Origin of the sequence: Kribbella sp. NPDC051586 (assembly GCF_044453965.1) — a bacterium.
GTDB lineage: Bacteria > Actinomycetota > Actinomycetes > Propionibacteriales > Kribbellaceae > Kribbella.
In genome coordinates, this window is the sequence record NZ_JBITDF010000003.1 from 228,882 (window position 1) to 251,021 (window position 22,140).

The 22,140-nt window shown below is 68.6% G+C and carries 18 protein-coding genes; 7 read left to right on the top strand and 11 right to left on the bottom strand.

What is annotated here, in order from left to right:
• Positions 1-4 precede the first annotated feature (4 nt).
• A complete protein-coding gene (locus ACIA58_RS20030; protein WP_396405217.1) occupies positions 5-715 on the bottom strand; it encodes an SDR family oxidoreductase in 711 nt (236 codons plus the stop codon).
• Positions 716-788: 73 nt separating this feature from the next.
• Here ACIA58_RS20030 and ACIA58_RS20035 point away from each other — a divergent pair, with 73 nt between their 5' ends.
• The gene (locus ACIA58_RS20035) at positions 789-3,500 is read left to right on the top strand and encodes an ATP-binding protein (RefSeq protein ID WP_396405218.1); all 2,712 of its coding nucleotides are present in this window, start codon (positions 789-791) and stop codon (positions 3,498-3,500) included.
• Here ACIA58_RS20035 and ACIA58_RS20040 read toward each other — a convergent pair.
• The 8 genes from ACIA58_RS20040 to ACIA58_RS20075 are packed head-to-tail and all read right to left on the bottom strand — an operon-like array spanning position 3,484 to position 13,933.
• Entirely contained in the window at positions 3,484-4,992 is a 1,509-nt protein-coding gene (locus ACIA58_RS20040) for a sulfatase (protein ID WP_396405219.1), read from the bottom strand. The genes ACIA58_RS20035 and ACIA58_RS20040 overlap by 17 nt on opposite strands.
• A complete protein-coding gene (locus tag ACIA58_RS20045) occupies positions 4,992-6,743 on the bottom strand; it encodes a sulfatase (RefSeq protein ID WP_396405220.1) in 1,752 nt (583 codons plus the stop codon). Before ACIA58_RS20045 ends, ACIA58_RS20040 begins: the two co-directional genes overlap by 1 nt.
• Positions 6,740-7,567 (bottom strand): ATP-binding cassette domain-containing protein, encoded by an 828-nt coding sequence (locus tag ACIA58_RS20050; RefSeq protein ID WP_396405221.1) that lies wholly within the window; start codon positions 7,565-7,567, stop codon positions 6,740-6,742. Before ACIA58_RS20050 ends, ACIA58_RS20045 begins: the two co-directional genes overlap by 4 nt.
• Entirely contained in the window at positions 7,560-9,254 is a 1,695-nt protein-coding gene (locus tag ACIA58_RS20055) for a dipeptide/oligopeptide/nickel ABC transporter permease/ATP-binding protein (RefSeq protein WP_396405222.1), read from the bottom strand. Before ACIA58_RS20055 ends, ACIA58_RS20050 begins: the two co-directional genes overlap by 8 nt.
• Positions 9,251-10,192: an ABC transporter permease gene (locus ACIA58_RS20060; RefSeq protein ID WP_396405223.1), complete on the bottom strand. Its 942-nt coding sequence runs from the start codon at positions 10,190-10,192 to the stop codon at positions 9,251-9,253. The genes ACIA58_RS20055 and ACIA58_RS20060 overlap by 4 nt, the downstream gene beginning before the upstream one ends.
• 4 nt (positions 10,193-10,196) lie before the next feature.
• Positions 10,197-11,711: an ABC transporter substrate-binding protein gene (locus ACIA58_RS20065; protein WP_396405224.1), complete on the bottom strand. Its 1,515-nt coding sequence runs from the start codon at positions 11,709-11,711 to the stop codon at positions 10,197-10,199.
• Between the two features lie 10 nt (positions 11,712-11,721).
• Positions 11,722-13,305, bottom strand: a complete 1,584-nt coding sequence (locus ACIA58_RS20070; RefSeq protein ID WP_396405225.1) for a sulfatase — start codon at positions 13,303-13,305, stop codon at positions 11,722-11,724.
• A 40-nt stretch (positions 13,306-13,345) separates the two neighbouring features.
• Positions 13,346-13,933 (bottom strand): PadR family transcriptional regulator, encoded by a 588-nt coding sequence (locus tag ACIA58_RS20075; protein WP_396405226.1) that lies wholly within the window; start codon positions 13,931-13,933, stop codon positions 13,346-13,348.
• Between the two features lie 140 nt (positions 13,934-14,073).
• Between ACIA58_RS20075 and ACIA58_RS20080 the strand changes: the two genes are divergently transcribed.
• From ACIA58_RS20080 to ACIA58_RS20100, 5 genes are all read left to right on the top strand, one after another.
• A complete protein-coding gene (locus tag ACIA58_RS20080; RefSeq protein WP_396405227.1) occupies positions 14,074-15,084 on the top strand; it encodes an acetylxylan esterase in 1,011 nt (336 codons plus the stop codon).
• A gap of 106 nt (positions 15,085-15,190) precedes the next feature.
• On the top strand, positions 15,191-15,604 hold the full coding sequence (locus ACIA58_RS20085) for a glyoxalase superfamily protein (protein WP_396405228.1): 414 nt from the start codon (positions 15,191-15,193) through the stop codon (positions 15,602-15,604).
• A complete protein-coding gene (locus tag ACIA58_RS20090) occupies positions 15,601-16,551 on the top strand; it encodes an RNA polymerase subunit sigma-70 (protein WP_396405229.1) in 951 nt (316 codons plus the stop codon). Before ACIA58_RS20085 ends, ACIA58_RS20090 begins: the two co-directional genes overlap by 4 nt.
• Positions 16,552-16,561: 10 nt before the next feature.
• Positions 16,562-17,341, top strand: coding sequence for a beta-phosphoglucomutase family hydrolase (locus ACIA58_RS20095; protein ID WP_396405230.1), 780 nt, complete (start codon positions 16,562-16,564; stop codon positions 17,339-17,341).
• A complete protein-coding gene (locus ACIA58_RS20100) occupies positions 17,338-19,707 on the top strand; it encodes a glycoside hydrolase family 65 protein (protein WP_396405231.1) in 2,370 nt (789 codons plus the stop codon). Before ACIA58_RS20095 ends, ACIA58_RS20100 begins: the two co-directional genes overlap by 4 nt.
• A 17-nt stretch (positions 19,708-19,724) precedes the next feature.
• Here the strand turns inward: ACIA58_RS20100 and ACIA58_RS20105 are convergent, their stop codons facing one another.
• Together ACIA58_RS20105 and ACIA58_RS20110 are read right to left on the bottom strand one after the other, a co-directional pair.
• Positions 19,725-19,994 carry a GlsB/YeaQ/YmgE family stress response membrane protein gene (locus tag ACIA58_RS20105; protein WP_396405232.1) on the bottom strand — a complete coding sequence of 90 codons (270 nt, stop codon included), beginning with the start codon at positions 19,992-19,994 and terminating at the stop codon, positions 19,725-19,727.
• Between the two features lie 105 nt (positions 19,995-20,099).
• Complete coding sequence (locus tag ACIA58_RS20110; protein WP_396405233.1) at positions 20,100-20,849, bottom strand: hypothetical protein; 750 nt, start codon at positions 20,847-20,849, stop codon at positions 20,100-20,102.
• Between the two features lie 184 nt (positions 20,850-21,033).
• Here ACIA58_RS20110 and ACIA58_RS20115 point away from each other — a divergent pair, with 184 nt between their 5' ends.
• Positions 21,034-22,140: a DNA glycosylase AlkZ-like family protein gene (locus ACIA58_RS20115; RefSeq protein ID WP_396405234.1), complete on the top strand. Its 1,107-nt coding sequence runs from the start codon at positions 21,034-21,036 to the stop codon at positions 22,138-22,140.

Consider the following 22,140-nt stretch of genomic DNA (forward strand, 5'->3'; position numbering starts at 1 on the left):
CCTTTCAGGTCAGCGGTTCGCCACCGTCGACGCGGAGCGTCGTACCGGTCACGAAGGTGTTGGTCATCGCGAACAGGACGGTCTGCGCGACGTCGTCCGCCGTACCGATCCGCCGGGCCGGGTTCCGCTCGCTGATGTCCCGGAAGTAGTCGTCCTTGCCCGCGCCGAGTCCGTCCCACGCGCCCGTGTCGATGACGCCGGGGGAGACCGCGTTCACGCGGACCGGGGCCAGCTCGAGCGCCAGCGACCGGGCCAGCACGTCGGCGGCGCCGTTGGTGATCGCGACGGCGAGGGTGCCGACGGCGATCTTCGCGGCGGCGACGCCGGAGAAGATCGTCAGCGATCCGCCCGCCTTGATCCGCGGTGCGAGGTGCTTGGCGAGCATCAGCGGACCGATGACCTTGGTGTCGAACGACGCCCGGACCGCGTCCCGGTCGAGGTCCGCGATCTTCCCGCGAGCGCGGGCCGACGCGGTCGACACGATGTGGTCGACGGTCCCGAGCCGCTCGCCGAGCTCCGCGATCGAGGCCTCGTCGGTGAGGTCGACGTACTCGGTGGTGATCCCGGGCTCGCCGTCGTACGCCGCCTTCAGCTTGTCCTGACTCCGGCCGGCGGCGATGACCTGTGCGCCGGCGTCCCGTGCGGCCAGCGTGACCGCACCGGCGATGCCGCCGCCGCGGCCGACGACCAGGACTGTCTTGCCTTTGAGTGTCATGACGCTTACGGAACACGAACGGCCGACACATTCGCATCCGCCACTGGCTGGCCGACCGGGATAGCTTGTGGCTGTGGAACTGACCGGTCGGCTTGCGGAGTGCGGTGCGCTCGCACAGGTCGTCGCGGCCGTGCGGACCGGAGAGAGCCGAGCGTTGGTGCTATCAGGCGAGGCAGGAGTCGGCAAAACCGCACTGCTCGACTACCTGGCGGGCCGGGCGGACGGGTGCCGGGTCACGCGGACGTCCGGGGTCCAGTCCGAGATGGAGCTGGCCTTCTCCGGCCTGCACCAGCTGTGTGCGCCGGTGCTGGATCGGCTGGAGAGCTTGCCCGCGCCGCAGCGTGACGCGTTACAGACTGTGTTCGGGATCAGTGCCGGGCCGCCACCGGACATGTTCCTCATCGGTCTGGGCGTGCTGAGCCTACTGGCCGAGGCTGCGGAGCGGCAGCCGCTGATCTGTCTGGTCGACGACCAGCAGTGGCTGGACCGCTGCTCGGCGCAGATCCTGTCCTTCGTCGCCCGCCGGCTCGATGCGGAGTCGGTCGGCTTGATCTTCGCGACTCGTGAGGTCAGCCAGGTGCTGACCGGACTGCCGGAGTGCTCGATCGGTGGACTCCGCGACGCGGACGCCCGCTCGCTGCTGGACGCCGTACTCACATCGCCGATCGATGCACAGGTCCGCGACCAGCTGGTGGCTGAGGCGCATGGCAACCCACTGGCACTGCTGGAGCTGCCTCGTGGCCTGACGCCCGCTCAGCTGGCTGGTGGCTTCGGACTGCCCGGTGCGGGCGGTATCGAGGAGAGCTTCGTACGGCGGGTCAACGCCATGCCGGACGAGACGCGCCGCCTCCTGGTCCTCGCGGCCGCCGAACCATCCGGCGAGGACGCCCTGGTCCGCCGGGCCGCCGGACTGCTAGGTCTGCGCCCGGAGGCGGCCGTTGCGGCGAGCGACGCGGGACTGGCGGAGTTCGCGACCCGCATCCGGTTCCGGCACCCGTTGGTGCGCTCGGCGGCGTACTGCTCGGCGTCACCGGCCGAGCGGCGTGAAGTGCATCAGGCGCTGGCTGCGGTGACGGACGCCGAAGCCGACCCGGACCGCCGGGCCTGGCACCGGGCCCAGGGGACGCCCGGACCGGACGAGGAGATCGCCGACGAGCTGGAGCAGTCGGCTGGGCGGGCGCAAGCCCGGAGTGGGTTCGCCGCGACGGCTGCGTTCCTGCTGCGCTCGGCTGCGCTCACCATCGATCCGGTCAAGCGAGCCGGTCGGGCACTGGCCGCGGCGCAGGCGGAGTTGCAGACCGGAGCGTTCGACTCGGCGGCCGACCTGCTGACGATGGCCGAGGCCGAGCAGCTGAGCGACCTGCAGCGTGCCCGGGCCGACCTGGTCCACGCCCAGCTCGCGTTCCTGACCAACCGGGGCAATGACGCCCCGCAGCTGATGCTGAAGGCCGCGAGGCGGCTCGAGTCGGTCGATGTCGCTCTGGCGCGAGCGACGTACCTGGACGCGTTGTCGGCGGCCATCTTCGCGGGACGACTGGCCAAGCCCGGCGGAGACGTGATCGAGGTGGCACGGGCCGCGGCCGCCGCGCCGCGCCCGGCAGTCGTGCGTCCCGCGGACCTCTTGCTGGACGGTAATGCGCTGCACTACCGCGACGGGTACGCCGCCGGCGCGGAGACGCTGCACAAGGCACTGGCCGGGGTCGGCGAGGGGATGACCGTCGAGGAAGAGCTGCAGTTGTTGTGGATGGCAACGACATCCGCGCTGCGGCTCTGGGACGCCGATCGGTGGGAGCAGCTGTCGCGGCGGCATCTGCAGCTCGTGCGTGAGACCGGCGTACTCAGCAACGTCGCGCTGGCGCTGACGTCGTTGGCCTACGTCTCCGTGTTCGCGGGCGACCTGTCGGCAGCGGCGACTCTGACGGACGAAGTGCAGGCAGCGAACGAGGTGACCGGCGGCAACCTCGCGCCGTACGGCCGATTGGCCCTGGCCGCGTTCCGTGGTGACCGGGACGAGACGCTGGCTCTGGTTGCGGCGACCGAGCAGGACGGGACCCGGCGCGGCGAGGGGATCGGTCTGGCCTTCGCGGACTGGGCGGCCGCTGTCCTCGCCAACGGGCTCGGCCGGTACCAGGACGCGGCCGATGCGGCGGAGCGGGCGTTCCGCGATCCCAGTGACCAGCTGTCGATGATGCTGGCGCCGAGTGAGCTGGTCGAGGCTGCCGTACGGACCGGGGCGATCGACTCCGCACACCGCGCGTGCCACGTCCTCGGTGACATGGCGGACGCGACCGGCACCGACTGGGCGCTCGGTGTGCACGCGCGGTCCCGGGCGATGATCAGCGCCGGCGACACGGCCGAACGCCTGTACCGGGAGGCGATCGCGCACCTGGAGAAGACCCGGCTGAAGGTCGAGCTCGCACGGGCCCAGCTCGTGTACGGCGAATGGCTGCGGCGCGAGCGACGCCGTACGGACGCGCGTGAGCACCTTCGTACGGCGCATGCCGGCTTCGAGGCGATGGGCCTGACCGGGTTCGCCGAACGTGCGCGGCGAGAGCTCCAGGCGGCCGGCGGCACCGCTCGCAAGCGCGTGGTGCCTACCCAGAGCGAGCTGACCGCGCAGGAGGCTCAGATCGCCCGGATGGCCCGCGACGGGCTGTCCAACCCCGAGATCGCCACCCGCCTGTTCATCAGCTCGCGGACGGTGCAGTACCACCTGCGCAAGGTGTTCTCGAAGCTGGACATCACGTCCCGGAGTCAGCTCGACCAGGTCATGCCTGCTGGTTGAGGTGCTTCGTGTACTCCGCCACCTGCCGCAACGACTTCTCGTCCGCCCACGACCACTCCGGCCGCGGAGTCTCCGGCCCGCTGTACGGCGTGTCCGCGTAGTGCGCCTGCAGCTCGGCCAGCTGAGCGGTCAGCGCTGCGCGGGCGTCGGAGTACGCCGGATCATCGGCGACGTTCACCAACTCCTCCGGGTCCTTCCGCAGGTCGTACAGCTCCCACTCCGACTCGAACAGCCGCTCCGACGACCCCGGTACGCCGAGACCGGCGCCGTAGTAGTGGATGAGCTTGTACTCCTTCGTCCGCACGCCGTAGTGCGCCGGAGCGTGGTGGATCGGGTCGTCGTGCTCCCAGTACCGGTAATACATCGCGTCCGGCCAGTCCGGAACGTCGTCACCCCGTAGTACGGGCAGGAAGGTCCGGCCCTGCGACGTGGGCAGAACCGACGGAGCGTCCAGGCCGGCCATGTCGAGGAACGTGGCCGCGAAGTCCACGTTGGTCACCATCGCATCGCAGGTGCCGCCGGCGGGGATCACCTCCGGCCAACGGATCATCATCGGCATCTGCAGCGACTCGTCGAACATCAGCCGCTTGTCGAACCACCCGTGGTCCCCGAGGAAGAACCCCTGGTCCGAGGTGTAGACGACGACCGTGTGCTCGCTGAGCCCTTCGTCGTCCAGTACGTCGAGGAGGCGTCCGACGTTGTCGTCGATCGACTGCACGCACTGCAGGTAGTCACGCAGATAGCGCTGGTACTTCCATCGCATCCGGGCTTCGCGGTTCTCCGGGCCGCGCAGTTCGTCCGGCAGGTCCTCACCGAGCTCGTCCGCACCCAGGTCGTCCGCGACGGACATGCGCACGCCACGCACTGCCTGGCTGCGGGTGCTGTGGTCGTCGAACAGAGTGCTCGGCTCGGGGATCGATCCGATCGGGTAGAGGTCCTTGTGCTTCTCGTCCGGCATCCAGGGCCGGTGTGGTGCCTTGTGGTGCACCAGCAGCAGGAAGGGACGCTCCGGGTCCCGCTGCCGGATCCAGTCGATGCTCTGGTCGGTGACGATGTCGGTCGCGTACCCGGGCACCGTCTCGGCGCCGTCCGGTCCGAGCATCAGCGGATCGACGTACTCGCCCTGACCGGGGAAGACCCGCCACGCGTCGAAGTGCCGCGGCGCCGACTCCGGCCGCTCACCGAGGTGCCACTTGCCGAACAGCGCGGTCTGGTAGCCGGTGTCCTTCAGCACCTCGGCGAACGTCGGCACGCGGTAGTCGATCTCGGTGAAGATCGACGCGACCCCGTTGACGTGGCTGTAGGTGCCGGTCAGGATCGACGCCCGCGACGGCGAGCAGATCGAGTTCGTGCAGTACGTCGCGTCCATCCGCACCCCGCCCTGGGCCAGCCGGTCCAGGTGCGGGGTGCTGTTGACCTTGCTCCCGTACGCCGAGATGGCGTGGGCGGCGTGGTCGTCGGACATGACGAAGACGATGTTCGGGCGTGCCATCAATTCCCATTCCTTGTGACGAGGGCGGCGTCGAGCTCCAGCATCATCTCGGCGGTGACACCGGGATGTGCGGCGAAGACTTCGAGCAGGGGAGCGGTGGGGTTGAGCCGGCGCATCCCGTTGAGCCCGGCGAGGATGTGCCCGGGCAGCACGTCCGGACAGCGATCCAGGACGTCGGTCAGCGTCAGCGTCCGCAGTGGTGAGTCCTCCTTCAGATCGGACCGGTGCACCGACGGCTGGAGTGCTCGCTGCACCTGCTCCCACTGGTGCCCGATCAGCAGATGCTCAGTCAGCGCGGGTCCCTCGGCCGGCAGTCCCAGACGTTCGTACTGCTCGGGTGGGGCGTCGTTGGCGCGCATGAGCTCGAGCATCAGGTTGCACAACCTCAGCTCCAGGTCGTCGTCGCGCAGAGGGTGCTGCTGCTGGGGATCGGTGTGCAGATCGAACAGGAGCGAGCCATGCCACCAGGGGTTCCCGACCGCTGGCCCTGGTACGCGGAGGAGACGCACGTCCTTGGTGAACTTGAAGCCGTCGACCAGCTCGGCGTCCTGGAGCTCCTCGGGGCTGAAGCGGGCTCGCATGTGGGTGGGCATCAGCGTGTAGTTGTGGAGCGGGGAGTTGGACGGGTCGGCGCAGGCGCGCATGTAGACGTACCGGCCGTCGGTCACGTTGACGTGTCCGCCGTGAGCGCCGAACAACGCGCCATCGCGCACCCGCCCATCAGACAGCGCGAGACCCTGCATGTCGGGTGGAGTCTCGACGGTGAAGTAGTCCAGGAGCGTCGGCGCGATGTCGATCGTCTGCACCAGCGCGTCCCGTCGTACGCCGGCCGCGCGTTCGCGTGGATCCCAGAGGAACAAGGGGGTGTGGATCGTCTCGTCGAACCAGGGCTGCACGCTCTTGCCCCACCACCCCCGCTCGCCGAGCAGGAACCCGTGGTCGGTGCAGACGATCAGCATCGTGTCGTCCCACAACCCGTGCTGGTCGAACAGATCGAGCACCCGGCCCAGCGACCGGTCACACATCGCCAGCAACGACAGGTACTCACCACGTGCCCGCTCCACCTCCTCCGGCGTCTCGACCACCCGCCGGTACGACGGCCAGTCGAACACCGGCGCCTCGGTGTCGACCCCTGCCAGCCGCCTGTACTGCTCGTAGCTGAAGAACGGCTCGTGCGGGTCGAACGTCTCGATCTGGACGAACCACTGGTCCTCGGCGAGGTTCGTCTCGATGAACTCGACCCCCGCGTCGAACGTCAGCGTCTGACTGTGCTGCGACTCGTCCTGCATGTGCTGCCGGTTCACCCAGTCCTGCCGGCTGAGGAACGTCGTCGCGTTCAGCGTGTCGGGCATATCGGGCTCACCGACCTGCCCCTTCCACCGATCGCCCTCCTGCCCCCGGAAGAACTCGTACGTCGAGTACCTGTTGTGGTACGTCGCGCCGCCGTCCTCCCAGTAATGCTGGTGATCGGTCGCCAGATGCGTGTGTACGCCGTTCTGCCGCAACAGCTCCGGCATCGAGTCGTCGAACGGCTCCAGCGGACCCCACGACCGGTGCAGGAAGTTGTACCGCCCGGTGTGGAGCTCGCGCCGTGCGGGCATGCAGGGCATGCTCCCGGCGTAGCAGTTCTCGAACAGTACGGTGTGGTCGGCCAGTCGGCCGAAGTTCGGTGCGTGCACGTTCTCCGCGCCGTACGGCGGGAGCATCCGCCGGTTGAGCGAGTCGTACATGACCATGACGGCGCGTTTCATCCGACCGCCTCACTGGCCGGCAGTTCACGCCGTTCCTGCCGGCGTATCGCCTGTCGCTCGGGATCGGGGATGGGTGCGGCCATCAGCAGGCGTTGCGTGTAGGAGTGCTGGGGCCGCTCGGTCACGTCGGCCGCGTCGCCGTACTCGACGATGTCGCCGCGGTAGAGGACCGCGACGCGGTGGCTGATGTGCCGGACGACGGCTAGGTCGTGCGAGATGAAGAGGTAGGCCACTCCGGTCTCCTCCTGGATCGAGATGAACAGGTCAAGTACCCGGGCCTGCGTGGACAGGTCCAGTGCGGACACGGGCTCGTCGCAAACGATGAGCTTCGGCCGCAGCGCCAGCGCCCGGGCGATGGCGATGCGTTGCCGCTGACCACCTGAGAACTCCCGCGGCAACCGGCCTACGGCGTCCTGCGGCAGACCGACCTGGTCGAGCAGCGTGCGTACTCGTTCGGTCGCGGCAAGGCGGCTGACCGACCCACGGGCGACCAGCGGCTCGACGAGGATGTCCTCGACGGTCATCGACGGGTTGAGCGAGCTGTACGGGTCCTGGAACACCACCTGGATGTCGTCACTCAGCCGCCGGCGCTCGCGGCGGGGCATCCCGACCAGCTCCTGCCCGTCGAACCGGATCGAACCGGAGCTGACCGGGACCAGGCCGAGGACGGCCCGTCCGATCGTGGTCTTGCCGGATCCGGACTCACCGACCAGACCGAGCGTCTCGTGCGGCTTGATGTCGAAGGACACGTCGTGCAGGGCCCGGAAGGCCATGGCGCGCCGGCGCCCGGCGTACTCGACGACGACGTTGTGGGCCTCAAGCATGGTTCACCTCGAGTCGGGTGCGTGGTGCGCTGTCCTCGAGCGTCGAGCCGAGCAGCGTCTGCGTGTACGGGTGCTGGGGACTCGCGAACAACAGCCGTACGTCGTTGACCTCGACGATCCGGCCGTCCTGCATCACGGCCACCCGGTCGCAGATGTCCGCGACCACTCCGAAGTTGTGCGTGACCAGCAGCATCGCCATCCCGAACTCGGTCTGCAGACCGCGCAGCAGATCGAGTACGTCGGCCTGCACCGTGACGTCCAGCGCCGTCGTCGGCTCGTCCGCGATCAGCAGATCCGGTTTGCCCGACACGGCACCGGCGATCAGCACGCGCTGCGCCATACCGCCGGAGATCTCGTGCGGGTAGGCGGCGAACGTACGCCGCGGGTCCGGGATGCCGACGCGCTCCAACAGGTTCAGCGCCTCCACTACGGCAGCCTGCTTGGACAGACCGGACACCATCCGCAGTGGCTCCACCAGTTGCTCTCCGACACGGAAGCACGGGTCGAGGTTCGACATCGGCTCCTGCGGGATGTATCCGATCCGCTTGCCCCGCAGAGCTCGTCGCCCGGACTCGGGCAGCCGGCTCAGCTCGGTGCCGTCGAAGACGATGCTGCTGCGACCGAGCAACGTGCCGCCGGGTGACAGCAGGCCGAGGACCGAGAACGCGGTCTGCGTCTTGCCGGAGCCGGATTCGCCGACCAGGCCCATCACCTCTCCGTGCCGGACGTCGAGATCGACGCCGTGAACGACCTCGCGGTAACCGTCGTTGCTTGGGTATCCGACGGACAGGTCCGTGATGCGCAACAGCGGCAGCTCACCAGTGTTTGGGGTCGCGGGGACGAGCTTCGGTGCTTTGGGTGGCTTGCGCGGCCGGTCGGTGCGCTGGATGACATCGCGGATCGCGTTGCCCAGCAGGACGAGTGAGGCGACGGTCAGGGCGATCGTCATGCCGGGCCACCAGATCGCGACCGGCGAGGTGTAGATGTTGGTGAACGCGTCCTGCAGCATGCCGCCCCACGTCGGCGTACCCGGATCGCCCAGACCGAGGAACTCCAGACCGGACTGTACGACGATGGCGATACCGGCCACGACCGACGCCTGGATGACGATCGGCGCGCGGACGACCAGCAGGACGTGGCGGCCGATGATCCGCGGATCGCTCAAGCCCGAGACCCGCGCCGCGTCGACGTACAACTCGTGCTTGACCGCCATCACCTGACCGCGCACCAGCCGGTGGAAACCGGGGGAGAGCATCACGCCGAACGCGACCATCGCCAGGTAGATCGACGAGCCCAGCGCCTGGAAAAGCGCGAGCAGCACGATCATCGTCGGCAGTGCCATCAGCAGGTTGGCTCCCCAGCCGAGGACGCCGTCGAACAGGCCGCCGTAGTACCCGCTGAGCAGACCGGAGAGCACCCCGAGCACCAGTGCGACCGCCAGAGCGATCACGGCACCGGTCAGCGTGTTCCGGCCGGCATGCAGCAGACGGCTGAAGATGTCGCGACCGGCGCTGTCACCACCCAGCAGGTAGCCACCACCAGGACCGGCGTTGATCTTGTCGAGTCTGAGCGCGGTCGGACTGTGCGGCGCGATCAGTGGCGCGAAGATGCTGGCCAGCACGATGATCAGCAGGACCGCCAGGGCCGCGATCGCCAGCGGGTTGCGGAGTACCTTGCGAGCTGTCATTGGACACGCACCTTGGGGTTGACCCAGCCGCTGATGACGTCGATGACCAGGTTGACGATGACGACCAGGACGACCAGGGTGACCACGACTCCCATCAGGACCGGTACGTCGCCCTGCAGCGCGGCGTTGATGGTCAGCGTGCCGAGACCCGGGATCGCGAACACCTTCTCGATCACTACGGCGCCGCCGAGCAGAGCGATGAACTGCAGCGACAACACGGTCAGGGCCGGGCTCGCGGCGTTCCGCAGTGCGTGGCGGAACAGCACGGACCGCGGACTGATGCCGCGTGCCCGCAGTGTGCGGATGAAGTCCTGGCGCAGTACGTCGATCACTGCGCCACGTACCTGTTGGGCTGCCGACGCGGTGCTTCCGATCACCAGGGACGCCACCGGCAGTACGAGGGCCGCTGCCCAGCTGCCGGGTGACTCCGAGAGCCGTACGTAGCCGGTCGCCGGAAGGACTCCGAGGGTGACCGAGAAGAACACCACGAGGACCAGTGCGACCCAGAAGTTCGGCAGGGCGAAGCCGGCAACGCTCAGGACCTGGATGACCCGGTCCAGCCAGCCGCCACGGACCGCTGCGGCCACGCCGAGCCCGACACTGATCAGTGCTGTCAGAGCCACCGCCAGCACGACCATCGACAAGGTCACCGGCAGCCGGTTGGCGATCGCCTGTGCCACTGGCTCGTTGGTGAACCAGGAGATGCCCAGGTCGCCGTGCAGCGCGTGCCCGGCCCACGTGCCGAGCTGTGCGAGCAGTGGCTTGTCCAGACCGAGCTCAGCGTTCTTGGCGGCGAGTTGGTCAGGTGTGGCGCTCTCGCCGAGCAGGTTGCGGGCGACGTTGCCCGTGCCGGAGAAGGCGAGCAGGAAGGTGATGCCGGCGATCACCACGACCAGTACGGCGCATGCGACCAGCCGGCGTCCGATGAATCGAAACATGCCGTCACTCCTTCGGGGCGAACGAACTGATGCCGGGCGCCACGTTGTAGGCCTGCATGGCGACCGCGGTCTTCGCATCGGTCAGGTAGACGCTGTTCTCGCGGTACCACGGGTCGAACCAGGCGTTGTCGACCAGCCACTTGCTGACCGCCTTCATCGCCGTCGGCAGCTGCGCCTCCGGTGCGTTCTGCGCGGTGGCCAGCAGTTTGTCGAGCTGTGGGTCGCCTGCCTTGAGCGGGTTCCACGGCGACTTGCGGGTGACGGCCTTCTGGATGTCCTGCCAGGCCGACTGGCTGCCCAGGGTCATGAACGCGACCGGGTACTTGCCGGACAGGATCTCCGGGATGACGGCGTTGGCCGGCACCTTCACCCACTTCACCTTGATGCCGATGGCACCCAACTGCTGCTCGATGATCGCGTTGTACTGCGCGAAGCCGGGAGACTCCGGCATCGTGATCGCGAAGCCGTCGGCATAGCCGGCCTCGGCGAGCAACTGCTTGGCCTTCGCCGGGTCGTAGTTGTAGATGCCGTCGAGCGACTTGTCATATCCGTCTCCGGCGGCGTTGAAGATCTGCGTTGTCAGCGCACCCTGACCGTGCGAGACGTTCTTGAGGATCGCCTCCCGGTCGAAGGCGTAGTTGATCGCCTTGCGGACCCGCACATCCTTCAGCGCCGGGACGAGCTTGCCGTCGCGGTCCATCAGCAGCAGGCCGTTCCAGTTCACCGGCGTGGTGTTGGCCGTCAGCCCGTTGCGTTGCGCGTCGGCGAGAGAGTTGGTGTCGGTGAGCGCGCCGTTCACCTGGCCGGACTTGATCGCGTTCAGCCGGGCGGTCAGGTCCGTCATCGGCTTGATCACGATCTTGTCGTACGGGAAGGCGGCGGTGTTCCAGTAGTCCGGGTTCCGCTTGTAGGTGTAGGTGCTGCCGACAACGGTCCCGGTCTTGTCGAGCTCGTACGGTCCACTGCCGACCGGTGTGGTCGCGACGTCCTTGGTCTTCAGCGACTTCGGGCCGGCCATCACGCCGCCGACGCTGGCCAGGTAGTCGATCAGCCCGGGATCCGGCGTCTTCAGCTTCAGGTTGAGCTCGGTCGGGCTGACGATCTGGTACGTCGCGATCGAGCGGCTCATGTACGAGTTCTGACCGGTCCCGGCGGCCAGGTTGGTCAGGTTGGCCTTCACCGCGGTCGCGTCGAACGGTGTTCCGTCGCTGAACTTCACGCCGCTCTTGAGCTTGAGATTCAGCGTGGTGCGCTTGGCGTCGTACTTCCAGGACGTGGCGAGCCACGGCTGGAGCTTGTTGTCCTTGTCGCGGGCCAGCAGCGTGTCGAAGACGGGCGACCAGTACTGCATCTGGTTGCCGATGTTCAGTTGCGTAGGGTCGAAGGAGTTGTTGTCCAGGACGGCGGCGATGGTCAGCGTCTTGGCCGCGGACGAACTGGCGCCGGCGCCCGAACAGGCGCCGACTCCGGCAACGAGGGCGGCAGCGGCCAGCAGGGCGCTGCAGCGGCGGATGAGCATGATCGGCTCCTTAGCGTGCGGGCGTCGCGACCGGGATGTCTGCGCTGGGCTGGAAGCCGAGCCGCCAGGTCTTGACCCAGATGGGTGCGGATGGGGTGAAGGGGGCGGTGTAGAGCTGCCAACGGCGGCGCTCCGCCGCCGGCGGGTCGGCGGTCCAGCCGATGAGCGAGCCGGCCGTCGGGCACGCGATCGCCACCACGCCGTCACGACGCTCGACCTCGGGTGCGGCCGTCTGCGGACGTTTCCCGTCCGGACGCCACTCGGCCAGCAGATCCCGCTCAGGTCTTCGGCCGAGGTCGCCGGTCTGCGCCAGCCACGAATCGAGAGCGTCTGCGAGCCGCTGCTGCACGTCGGCGTACTCCGGCAGCCCGGCGAGGTTGCGTTCCTCGTGCGGATCGGCCTCGACGTCGTACAGCTCCTCGGGCGCGCGTTTGCTGGCGGCAACGATCGAGCGTTGCAGGTCGGTCAGGATCGACGGTTGCTCGCCGAGCGCCAGCTGCTGCTGCGCCTCCTGGGCGAACAGCCGGCGCAGTTCTTTCCAGGTCCACAGGTTGTCCGGGTACTCCGTGTGGCCCATCGGCGAGCGGTCCGGATGCAGATGCCGGGTGTAGCGGAACCGGCGGTCGCGGATCGAGCGGGAGGTGTCCTCGGCCTCGCCCATCCGGTCCCGGGCGCTGACGACGTACCCGGATCGTTGCCGCGGGCTACCATCTGCGCCGAGGACCGCCTCGCCGTGCAGGTGACCGGCGGGCTCGAGGCCGCACATCGCGAGCATCGTCGGCGCGAGGTCCATCAGCGCGACCGGCTCGGCGTACCTCGACCCCGCGGCGACCTTCCCCGGCCACCGGACGATCAACGGCTCGCGGAACCCGAGCTCGGTCGCCCACCGCTTGCCGCGCGGCATCCCCAGCCCGTGGTCGCTCCAGAACACCACGATCGTGTCGTCCGCGAGACCGTCCTCCTCGAGCTGGTCGAGGATCCCGCCGGCCCAGTGGTCCATCTGGCTGATCAGCTCGAGATACCGCCGCCACGACGTCCGGTACACCTCGGTGTCAGGGTGGTACGGCGGTACCTCGGCCTTCTCGACCCGCTGCGCATCGGGGGTCTTGCGGGCGAACTCGTCGTCGTCCAGGTAGATCTGCGACTCGTGCGTGATCAGGCTGTGGAACGCCATGAAGAACGGCTGGTCCGGATCCTCCCGCAGCCGCCAGTGCGCGTGATCGCCGAGCTCGTCGTACACGGGCTCGGGGATGTCGACCTGGAAGTCGGTGAACGCGGTGTTGCCGGTCCAGTAGCCCGCGGCGCGGAAGTACTCGGGCAGCAGCCGGACCGACGGCGGGGGAGTGGCGCGGGTCCGCATGTGCATGGTGCCGATCGCCGGTGGGAAGCAGCCGGTGATGATCGCGCTGCGGGACGGGCCGCAGACCGGCGCCGCGGAGAAGGCGCGCTCGAACAGGAGGCCGTCGGCGGCCAGGGCGTCGAGACGCGGGGTGGATGCCTGCTCGGCCCCCGGCCAGATCCCGGAGTAGCACCCGAGGTGCGGATTGATGTCGTGCGTGCTGATCCACAACACGTTCGGCCTGGATTTGGGCATAGCTGTGCTCCTGAAAGGGCAACTGCGCGTGGTCCTGCGGTCAGTCGACCGCGCGGATGCGCCGCTGGGGGCTGCTGCTCTGCAGCTCTTCGCGGAGCTCGATGCACCAGGCGACGTGCTGGTCCATGTACTGCGAACCGAGCTCGTGCGTCCGCTCCTCGACCAAGGCCTGGAGCTCCGCGTCGAACGGCAGCTCCGGCTCCTCGGGAACCGAGCGGTCGCGGTCGCGGAAGCGCTTGATCTGCAGCTGCCGGGCGAGGATCTCCCGATCGAGCAGCTCGATCACCTGGTCGGGCTGGAGGAACCCGCAGAACGCGAGCCGCCCGTAGAACCCGGGATCCCGGGTGTAGAGCGTGGTCGGGGAGTACGGTGCGGTCAGCCAGTCCATGAACACCGTGATCCCTTCGTCGGTGACCCGGTAGGTCTTGGCGTCCTGGGCGCCCGGCCGGGGCTCGACCGTGTGCCAGACCCAGCCGCGCTCCTCCATCGACGACAGGCAGCGGTAGACCTGGCTCATCTGGGTGTTGGGCCGCAGGAACATCCCGCGGGCGTCCATGTAGCGCTTCAGGTCGTAGCCGGTGCTGGGACGCATCAGCAGCACGCCGAGAAGGATGTGCTCGAGCTTCATGATCGACTCCGACCGGTATGACACAAGTGGAATACCCGAGAGGACACCACAAGTGGAATACCCCGTCAAGAGTTCAGGTCCCTGTCCAGTTATGGACACCGTTTACCGGTCCGCACCCGGCGGGCGTAAATTTGTCGCTCATGGCCATGTTCGACCTTTCCCTCGACAAGCTCCGCGACTACCGGCCCGAGGTGGCCGCGCCCGCCGACCTGGTCGATTTCTGGCGCCGTTCCATCGACAAGGCGCGCACCGACGACCTGTCCGCCTCGTTCACCCCGATCGACAACAAGCTCGCGGTGATCGACACCTACGACGTCACCTACGCCGGCTTCGGCGGTGCGCCTGTCAAGGGCTGGCTGCACGTCCCGGCCGGCGCCACCGGCCCGCTGCCGACCGTGGTGCAGTACCACGGGTACTCCGGCGGCCGTGGCTTCCCGCACGCGACCACGCTGTGGGCGCAGGCCGGCTACGCCCACTTCGTGATGGACACCCGCGGTCAGGGCTACAGTGCCGGCGGCCTGGACAGCACGCCGGACGACACGCCGTACGCCGGTCTCAACCACACGCCGGGCTTCATGACCGCCGGCATCACCGACCCGGAGACCTACTACTACCGCCGCGTGTACATCGACGCGGTCCGCGCGCTCGACGCGGTGAAGACGTCGCCGCTGGTCGACCCGGACAAGCTGATCGTCACCGGAGGCAGCCAGGGCGGCGGCATCTCGATCGCCGCGGCCGGTCTCGCGCCGATCGCCGGCATCGAGCTGCTCGGCTGCGCGCCCGACGTACCGTTCCTGTGTCACTTCGAGCGGGCGCTGCAGATCACCGACAAGGACCCGTACGGCGAGATCACCCGGTACCTGAAGGGGTTCCGGCAGGACGTCGACGCGGCGCTGCGGACGCTCGGTTACTTCGACGGCGTCAACCTCGGCCGGCTGGCCACGGCGCCCGCGCTGTTCTCGGTCGCGCTGATGGACGCGACCTGCCCGCCGTCGACGGTCTTCGCGGCGTACAACCACTACGGTGCCACGGGCAGCGAGCAGAAGGACATCGAGGTCTACCACTACAACAACCACGAGGGCGGCCAGACGTACCAGCAGCTGGCCCAGCTCGACTGGTTCGCGCAGATCTTCGGAGCCGCGGCGAAGTAGTCATCGAAGTAGTCATCGGGGGACCGATGAGTTTCGGGTCCGGCCGGCGTTACACGGTCATGAATGTCGGTCAGACTGGACCGACCGTGACCGCGGGAGGCCGCAGATGGACTGGAAACTCGAGCTCGTGATCGTGCCGGTGACGGACGTGGATCGGGCGAAGAAGTTCTACACCGACCAGCTCGGGTTCGCCGAGGACGTCGACCACCGGGTGGGCGACTCGTTCCGGGTCGTGCAGCTGACCCCGCCCGGATCGGCCTGCTCGATCTCGATCGGCACCGGGCTGTCCTCGGCGAAGCCGGGCAGCTACCAGGGCACGCATCTGGTGGTGACCGACATCGAGGCGGCCCGGGCCGAGCTGGTCGAGCGCGGCGTCGAGATCAGCGAACCGTTCCACTTCGGCGCCCAGGGCAAGCAGCCCGGCCTCGCGCCGAACCGTGGCGACTACGAGACGTTCCTGTCCTTCGAGGACCCGGACGGCAACAGCTGGACGGTCCAGGAGGTCGGACACCGGTCGTGACGACTTTGGAAGAGGCGGCGTTCGCGGGTGACGAGACCGCGTTCGCCGCCTTGGCGGCGCAGTACCGGCGCGAGCTTCACGTGCACTGCTACCGGATGCTCGGGTCGTACGACGAGGCGGAGGACGCGGTGCAGGAGGCGCTGCTGCGTGCGTGGCGTGCCCGCGACTCGTACGACGGCCGCACCTACTTCCGGGCCTGGCTCTACAAGATCGCGACGAACATCTGCCTCGACGTCGTACGGCGGCCAACGGCAAGGGACCTGGTGTGGCTGCAGCCGTACCCGGACCGGCTGCTGGACGAGATCGCACCGACGACCCAGCAACCAGATGCGGTCGCCGTCGACCGCGAAACGATCGAGCTGACCTTCCTGATCGCGCTGCAGGCATTGCCCGCGAGACAGCGGGCCGCACTGATCGCCCGTGACGTGCTGGGCTGGTCTGCAGCAGAGACTGCCGGGCTGTTGGAGACCAGCGTGGCCGCGGCGAACAGTGCGCTGCAACGAGCCCGCGTGACCATGCAGCAGCGGCTGCCGATGCGCCGGAGCGACTGGAGTGCACCGGAGCCCACTGCTGAGGAGCGAGACGTGCTGGCGCGCTTCATCGACGCACACCAGCGCTGTGACGCGGCAGCGGCGATCGCCATCGCCGCCGAGGACCTGCGGATCTCGATGCCGCCCGACCGGTTGGCGTTCGACGGTCTGACCGCGTGTCTGCCACTGTTCGAGCGTGGGCTCGGACCGAACCGCGAGGGCGAGTGGCGGCTGGTGCCGACCTCGGCGAACCGGTTGCCCGCGGCAGCGTCGTACCTGCTGCGGCCGGGGGACACGGTGTGGCGGGCGTTCAAGCTGGACGTGCTGCGGGTGCACGACGGCAAGATCGCCGAGATCATGACTTTCGGCTACTCCCGTTTCCCGGCCTTTGGCTTGCCGGACCGCTTGACCCAATAGGGTGGGTCCCATGCTGGGACTACCTGCGGGGATCCGGGCCTGTCTCTTCGACCTGGATGGTGTGCTGACCGACACCGCTGCCGTCCACGCCGCTGCGTGGAAAGAGATGTTCGACCAATTCCTCCGCGCCTACTCGGAGCAGCACGGGATGCCGTTCACACCGTTCGACGCGCGGGCGGAGTACGACGCCTATGTCGACGGCAAGCCGCGCGCGACCGGAGTCCGGGACTTCCTCGCCGCGCGCAAGATCACGCTGCCGGACGGGAGCAGCGACGATCCGCCGGACGCGATGACGGTCAACGGTCTGGGCAACCGCAAGAACGAAGCGGTCCAGCGCCGGATCCGGACCGAGGGCGTGCACGTCTTCGAGGGTTCACGGCGGTACCTCCAGGCCGCCGAGAAGGCCGGCCTCCGCCGGGCGGTGGTGTCGTCGAGCGCGAACACCCGCGAGGTGCTGGACGTCACCGGACTCGCGCAGTACGTCGAGCTGATCGTCGACGGCGTGACGATCCGGACCGAGGGGCTGAAGGGCAAGCCGGCGCCGGACACGTTCCTGGCCGCGGCGAAGGGCTTCGGCGTCGACCCTTCTGCTGCAGCTGTGTACGAAGATGCTCTCGCCGGCGTGTCCGCCGGCCGCTCGGGCCACTTCGGGCATGTGATCGGAGTGGACCGCGTCGGCCAGGCGGCCGAGCTCAAGTCGCACGGCGCCGACGTGGTGGTCCGCGACCTGGCAGACCTGCTGTCAGCAGAGGTGTCAGCAGAGGTGTCAGCAGAGGTGGAGGGCGAATGATCGACCGAGGCCATCACCCGATCGAGCCGTGGCGGCTGCGGGAGACCCGGCTGGCGCTCGACAAGCTGGCGCAGTCGGAGTCCCTGTTCGCCCAGTCGAACGGCCATATCGGCCTGCGCGGCAATCTCGACGAGGGAGAGCCGTACGCGATCCCCGGCACCTACCTGAACTCGTTCTACGAGCAGCGCCCGCTCCCGTACGCCGAAGCCGGCTACGGCTATCCGGAGTCCGGCCAGACGCTCGTCGACGTGACCAACGGCAAGCTGATCCGGCTGATGGTCGACGATTCGCCCTTCGACATCCGCTACGGGTACCTGACCAAGCACGAGCGCTCGCTCGACTTCCGCACCGGCGTCCTCGAGCGCGACGTCGACTGGACCTCGCCGGGCGGCAAGCGCATCAAGGTGCGCAGCCGCCGCCTGGTGTCGCTGACCCAGCGCGCCGTCGCCGCGATCGAGTACGTCGTGGAGCCCGTGGACCAGCCGGCCCGCTTCGTGATCCAGTCCGAGTTGGTCGCCAACGAGGCGCAGCCGAAGCTGTCGGACGATCCGCGCGTGGCCGCAGTACTGGACAATCCGCTGAAGCCGGTCAGCCACGACGGTGGTGAGCACGGCGTCGTACTGATCCACCGGACCACGCGCAGCCAGCAGTTGATGGCCGCGGCGATGTCGCACGAGGTGGACACCAGCGTCCGGTACGCGATGGACCAGGACGTGCGTGAGGACTGGGCGCGGACCACGGTGATCGCTCACCTGCAGCCGGGCGAGAGTCTGCGCGTCGTGAAGTACCTGGCGTACGGCTGGTCCAGTCTGCGTTCGGAGACTGCGATCCGGGACCAGGTGGCGGCAGCGCTCGCCAGTGCCCGGTTCTCCGGCTGGGACGGGCTGTCGAAGCAGCAGGTCGATTTCCTGGACGACTTCTGGGACGGTGCCGACGTCGAGGTGCAGGGGCACCCGGAGTTGCAGCAGGCGGTCCGGTTCGCGTTGTTCCACGTCCTGCAGGCTGGTGCGCGCGCAGAGCGCCGGGCGATCCCGTCGAAGGGCCTGACGGGCGCCGGGTACGACGGACACACGTTCTGGGACACAGAAGGTTTCGTCCTGCCGGTGCTGACCTACACCATGCCCGACGCGGCCGCCGATGCACTGCGGTGGCGGCACTCCACGCTGGGGATGGCGAAGCAACGTGCCGAGGAGCTCGGCTTCCGCGGGGCGGCCTTTCCCTGGCGGACGATCCGCGGCCAGGAGTGCTCCGGCTACTGGCCTGCGGGTACGGCGGCGTTCCACATCAACGCCGACATCGCCGAGGCGGTTATGCGGTACCACCGCGCGACCGGCGACGAGGGCTTCCTCGACGAGGTCGGGCTGGAGTTGCTCGCCGAGACGGCCCGGCTGTGGATCTCACTGGGACACCACGACCGCGACGGCCGCTGGCATCTGCCCGGTGTGACCGGCCCGGACGAGTACAGCGCCGTTGCCGACGACAACGTTTTCACCAATCTGATGGCGGCGCGGAATCTGCGGGCCGCGGCGGAGGTCGCGGGCAAGCTGCCGGCGAAGGCCCGGGAGCTGGGCATCGACGCCGAGGAGGAGGCCGCCTGGCGCGACGCGGCCGCCGCCGTGTATCTGCCGTACGACGCGGACCTCGGCGTACACCCGCAGTCCGAAGGCTTCACCGGCTACGGCGTGTGGGACTTCGAGGCCTACAAGAACAAGTACCCGCTGCTGCTGCACGCGCCGTACTTCCAGCTGTACCGCACACAGGTGGTCAAGCAGGCCGACCTGATCCTCGCGACCTTCTGGTGCGGAGACGCGTTCACCGACGAGGAGAAGGCGCGCAACTTCGACTACTACGAGCGGCTGACGGTGCGCGACTCGTCGTTGTCCGCGTGCGTGCAGGCCGTGATGGCCGCCGAGGTCGGGCATCTCGACCTGGCCTACGACTATGCGTACGAGGCCGCGCTGATCGACATGCGCAACCTTCACCACAACACCGGCGACGGACTGCACATGGCCTCACTGGGTGGTGCCTGGAGTGCGCTGGTGTGCGGCTTCGGAGGACTGCGCGACCGCGACGGCCGCTTGGCGTTCGATCCCGCGCTGCCGATCGGGCTGGGCGGCCTGAGCTTCACGATCCGGTGGCGCGGGGTCCGGCTCAAGGTGGAGATCGACCCGGTGGCGGTGAAGTACACGGTCCACAACGGGCCGGATTCCGCGATCACCCTGCTGCACGCGGGCGAGGAGATCACGGTCCGGGCCGACCAGCCGGTGATCCGGACGCTGGAGAAGCGCCGGCCGCTGCTGCCCCGGCCGCCGCAACCGCCGGGCCGCGAGCCGCGGCCGGCGATGGCGATCAACGAGGACGGCTGAGCGACCTGGCTGGTGGGCTACCGGCTGATGGACGAGTTCTTGTGCCGGGCGGACAGCGACTCGGCCGTGCCGACCAGCGCCACCGACGAGATCACCGCGATGATGAAGCCGAACACGTTCAGCTCGAAGATGCTGCCGGTGCCGAGGATGGCGGCGATCGTGCCGCCGATCACCGAGCCGGCCAGGCCGAGCAGCAACGTGGCGAGCAGGCCGAGCCTCTGCTTGCCGGGCGTGAAGAGCCGGGCCAACGCTCCGATGACGAGTCCGGCGACGATGAAGCCGATCATGGCTGAAGACCTCCGAGGGGTCGAACGGTAGGACTCCAGTCTCCGGCCGCGACGGCGCCGGCGGCAGTGGAGTTGTCCCTGACCGGACCCGGATCCGACCCTGGTTCAGCTGCGTGCGGTGGTGAGGAGCAGGTCGCTGTTGGCGTGCAGCCTCGGGGTCGCCTGGAGTTCGCTGAGGACCGCGGTCGCGAGCTCGTCGGCGGCGTTCCGGTCACTGTGCAGCAGAGCCTGATAGCTGTTCCGGCACGGGGAACCCGGCGCGAGGACGTTGACGTACTGCTCGACGTCGGACAGCGACGGCTTGCCCTTGATGACGTCCACCGTGCTCTTGGCGCACCTGATCAGCGTCGGCTGCGTCCTGGCCGCGCTGTTCTTGAGGAGCAACTGGTCCGCGAGTGCTTTCGTCAGGAAGTACTGCGCGCTGGTCGGCTTGTCCTGCAGGTACCGCGCCGTTGCGAACTCCTTGAGACTGTCGCTGAGTACGCAGACCGCCCACTGTGGCGGCACCGTGATGATCTGGGACTTGGGCATGAACACGGGGATGTCCAGGACTCCGGCAAGGCCGCCACTGTTGTTGACGGCGATCAGTGCGGCGCGCGACGCCGGGTCGGTAGGACTCACGGACGGCGCCGCGATCAGCCGGCTGGTGAAGCCCGCGTCCGGCATGATGATGACCGACAGGCCGCCGATGTTCTGGAGCAGCAACGACGTGCGGGTCGGGTCGGTGCTGGCGGTCAGCACGACGCCGTCCGCCTGGGCCTCCGGCGGGAGCTGCTCGGTGGAATGTGAGCAGTCGGCAGCGGGCTTGACCGGACCTGTGGTCCGGGGAAGGACGATCGAGGGCGTCTCTGTCACCGGGCTCGACCCGCTCGAACCGTCCGCGCTCGTACAACCGGCAACTGCCAGCAGAACCGCCCCGGACATGAGTACCCAACCACGTAGCGCCACCATCAACCCCCTGCCCCCCGAGCCCCCAGGTCCCCACCTAGCTCAGTCTCCGTCCCAGAATACTGTCCGATCAGTCGCTTAGTCTCTCTTTGTGACCGTTCTTCATCAGTTGTCGAAGCGAGATGCCAGGCGGCTGGCCGTCCGGGCGCAGCTGCTGACGAGTGAGCGGCCGGCCGGCCTGTTCGAGGTCGTCCGCGGGCTGAACGTGCTCCAGCTGGACCAGACGGCGTACGTCGCGCCGAACGCGGACCTCGTGACGTGGAGCCGGCTGGGCTCGTCGTACGACGCTGCCGAGCTCGCCGACGCGCTGGCGACACTGGAGCTGCTGGAGCTTCGCGGGTTCGTCCGCCTGCCGGAGACGCTGGCGCTGTTCCGGGCCCAGATGGAGGCATGGCCGGCGGACGGTGAGCCGCTCGACTGGCAGCGCTACCGCGCCGACTGGGTCAAGGCGAACGAAGCGTGCCGTCTCGACATCCTCGAGCGGCTGCGCCAGGACGGCCCGCTGGTGATGCGCGAGCTGCCCGACACCTGCGTGCGGCCGTGGAAGTCGAGCGGCTGGACCAACAACCGGAACGTGTCGCAGCTGCTCGAGTTCATGATCCAGCGCGGCGAGGTGGCGATCGCGGGCCGCGACGGTCGCGACCGGCTGTGGGACCTCGCCTCCCGGGTGTACCCCGACGACCCGGCCGTGCCGGCGGCCGAGGCCGCCCGGATCCGGGACGAGCAGCGGTTGCGTTCGATGGGCATCCTCCGGTCGAAGGGCCCGGCCTGCCCGGGCGAGCCGCTCGACGCCGGCGAGGCGGGGGAGCGAGCCGTGCTCGACGGCGTCCGCGGCGAGTGGCGGATCGACCCCGAGCTGCTCGGGCAGCCGTTCAAGGGGCGGACGGCGATCATCTCGCCGCTGGACCGGCTGGTCTACGACCGGAAGCGCCTGGACGAGATCTTCGAGTTCGACTACCAGCTGGAGATGTACAAACCGGTCGCGAAGCGCCGGTGGGGGTACTTCGCGTTGCCGATCCTGCACAACGACCGCCTGGTCGGGAAGCTCGACGCGATGTCGGACCGCAAGGCCGGGATCTTCCGCGTGGACGCGATCCACGAGGACCAGCCGTTCTCGAAGACGCTGACCGCCGCGGTGCACCGCGAGATCCGCGATCTGGCGGCCTGGCTGCGGCTGGAACTCGTCCTGAACCCTTGA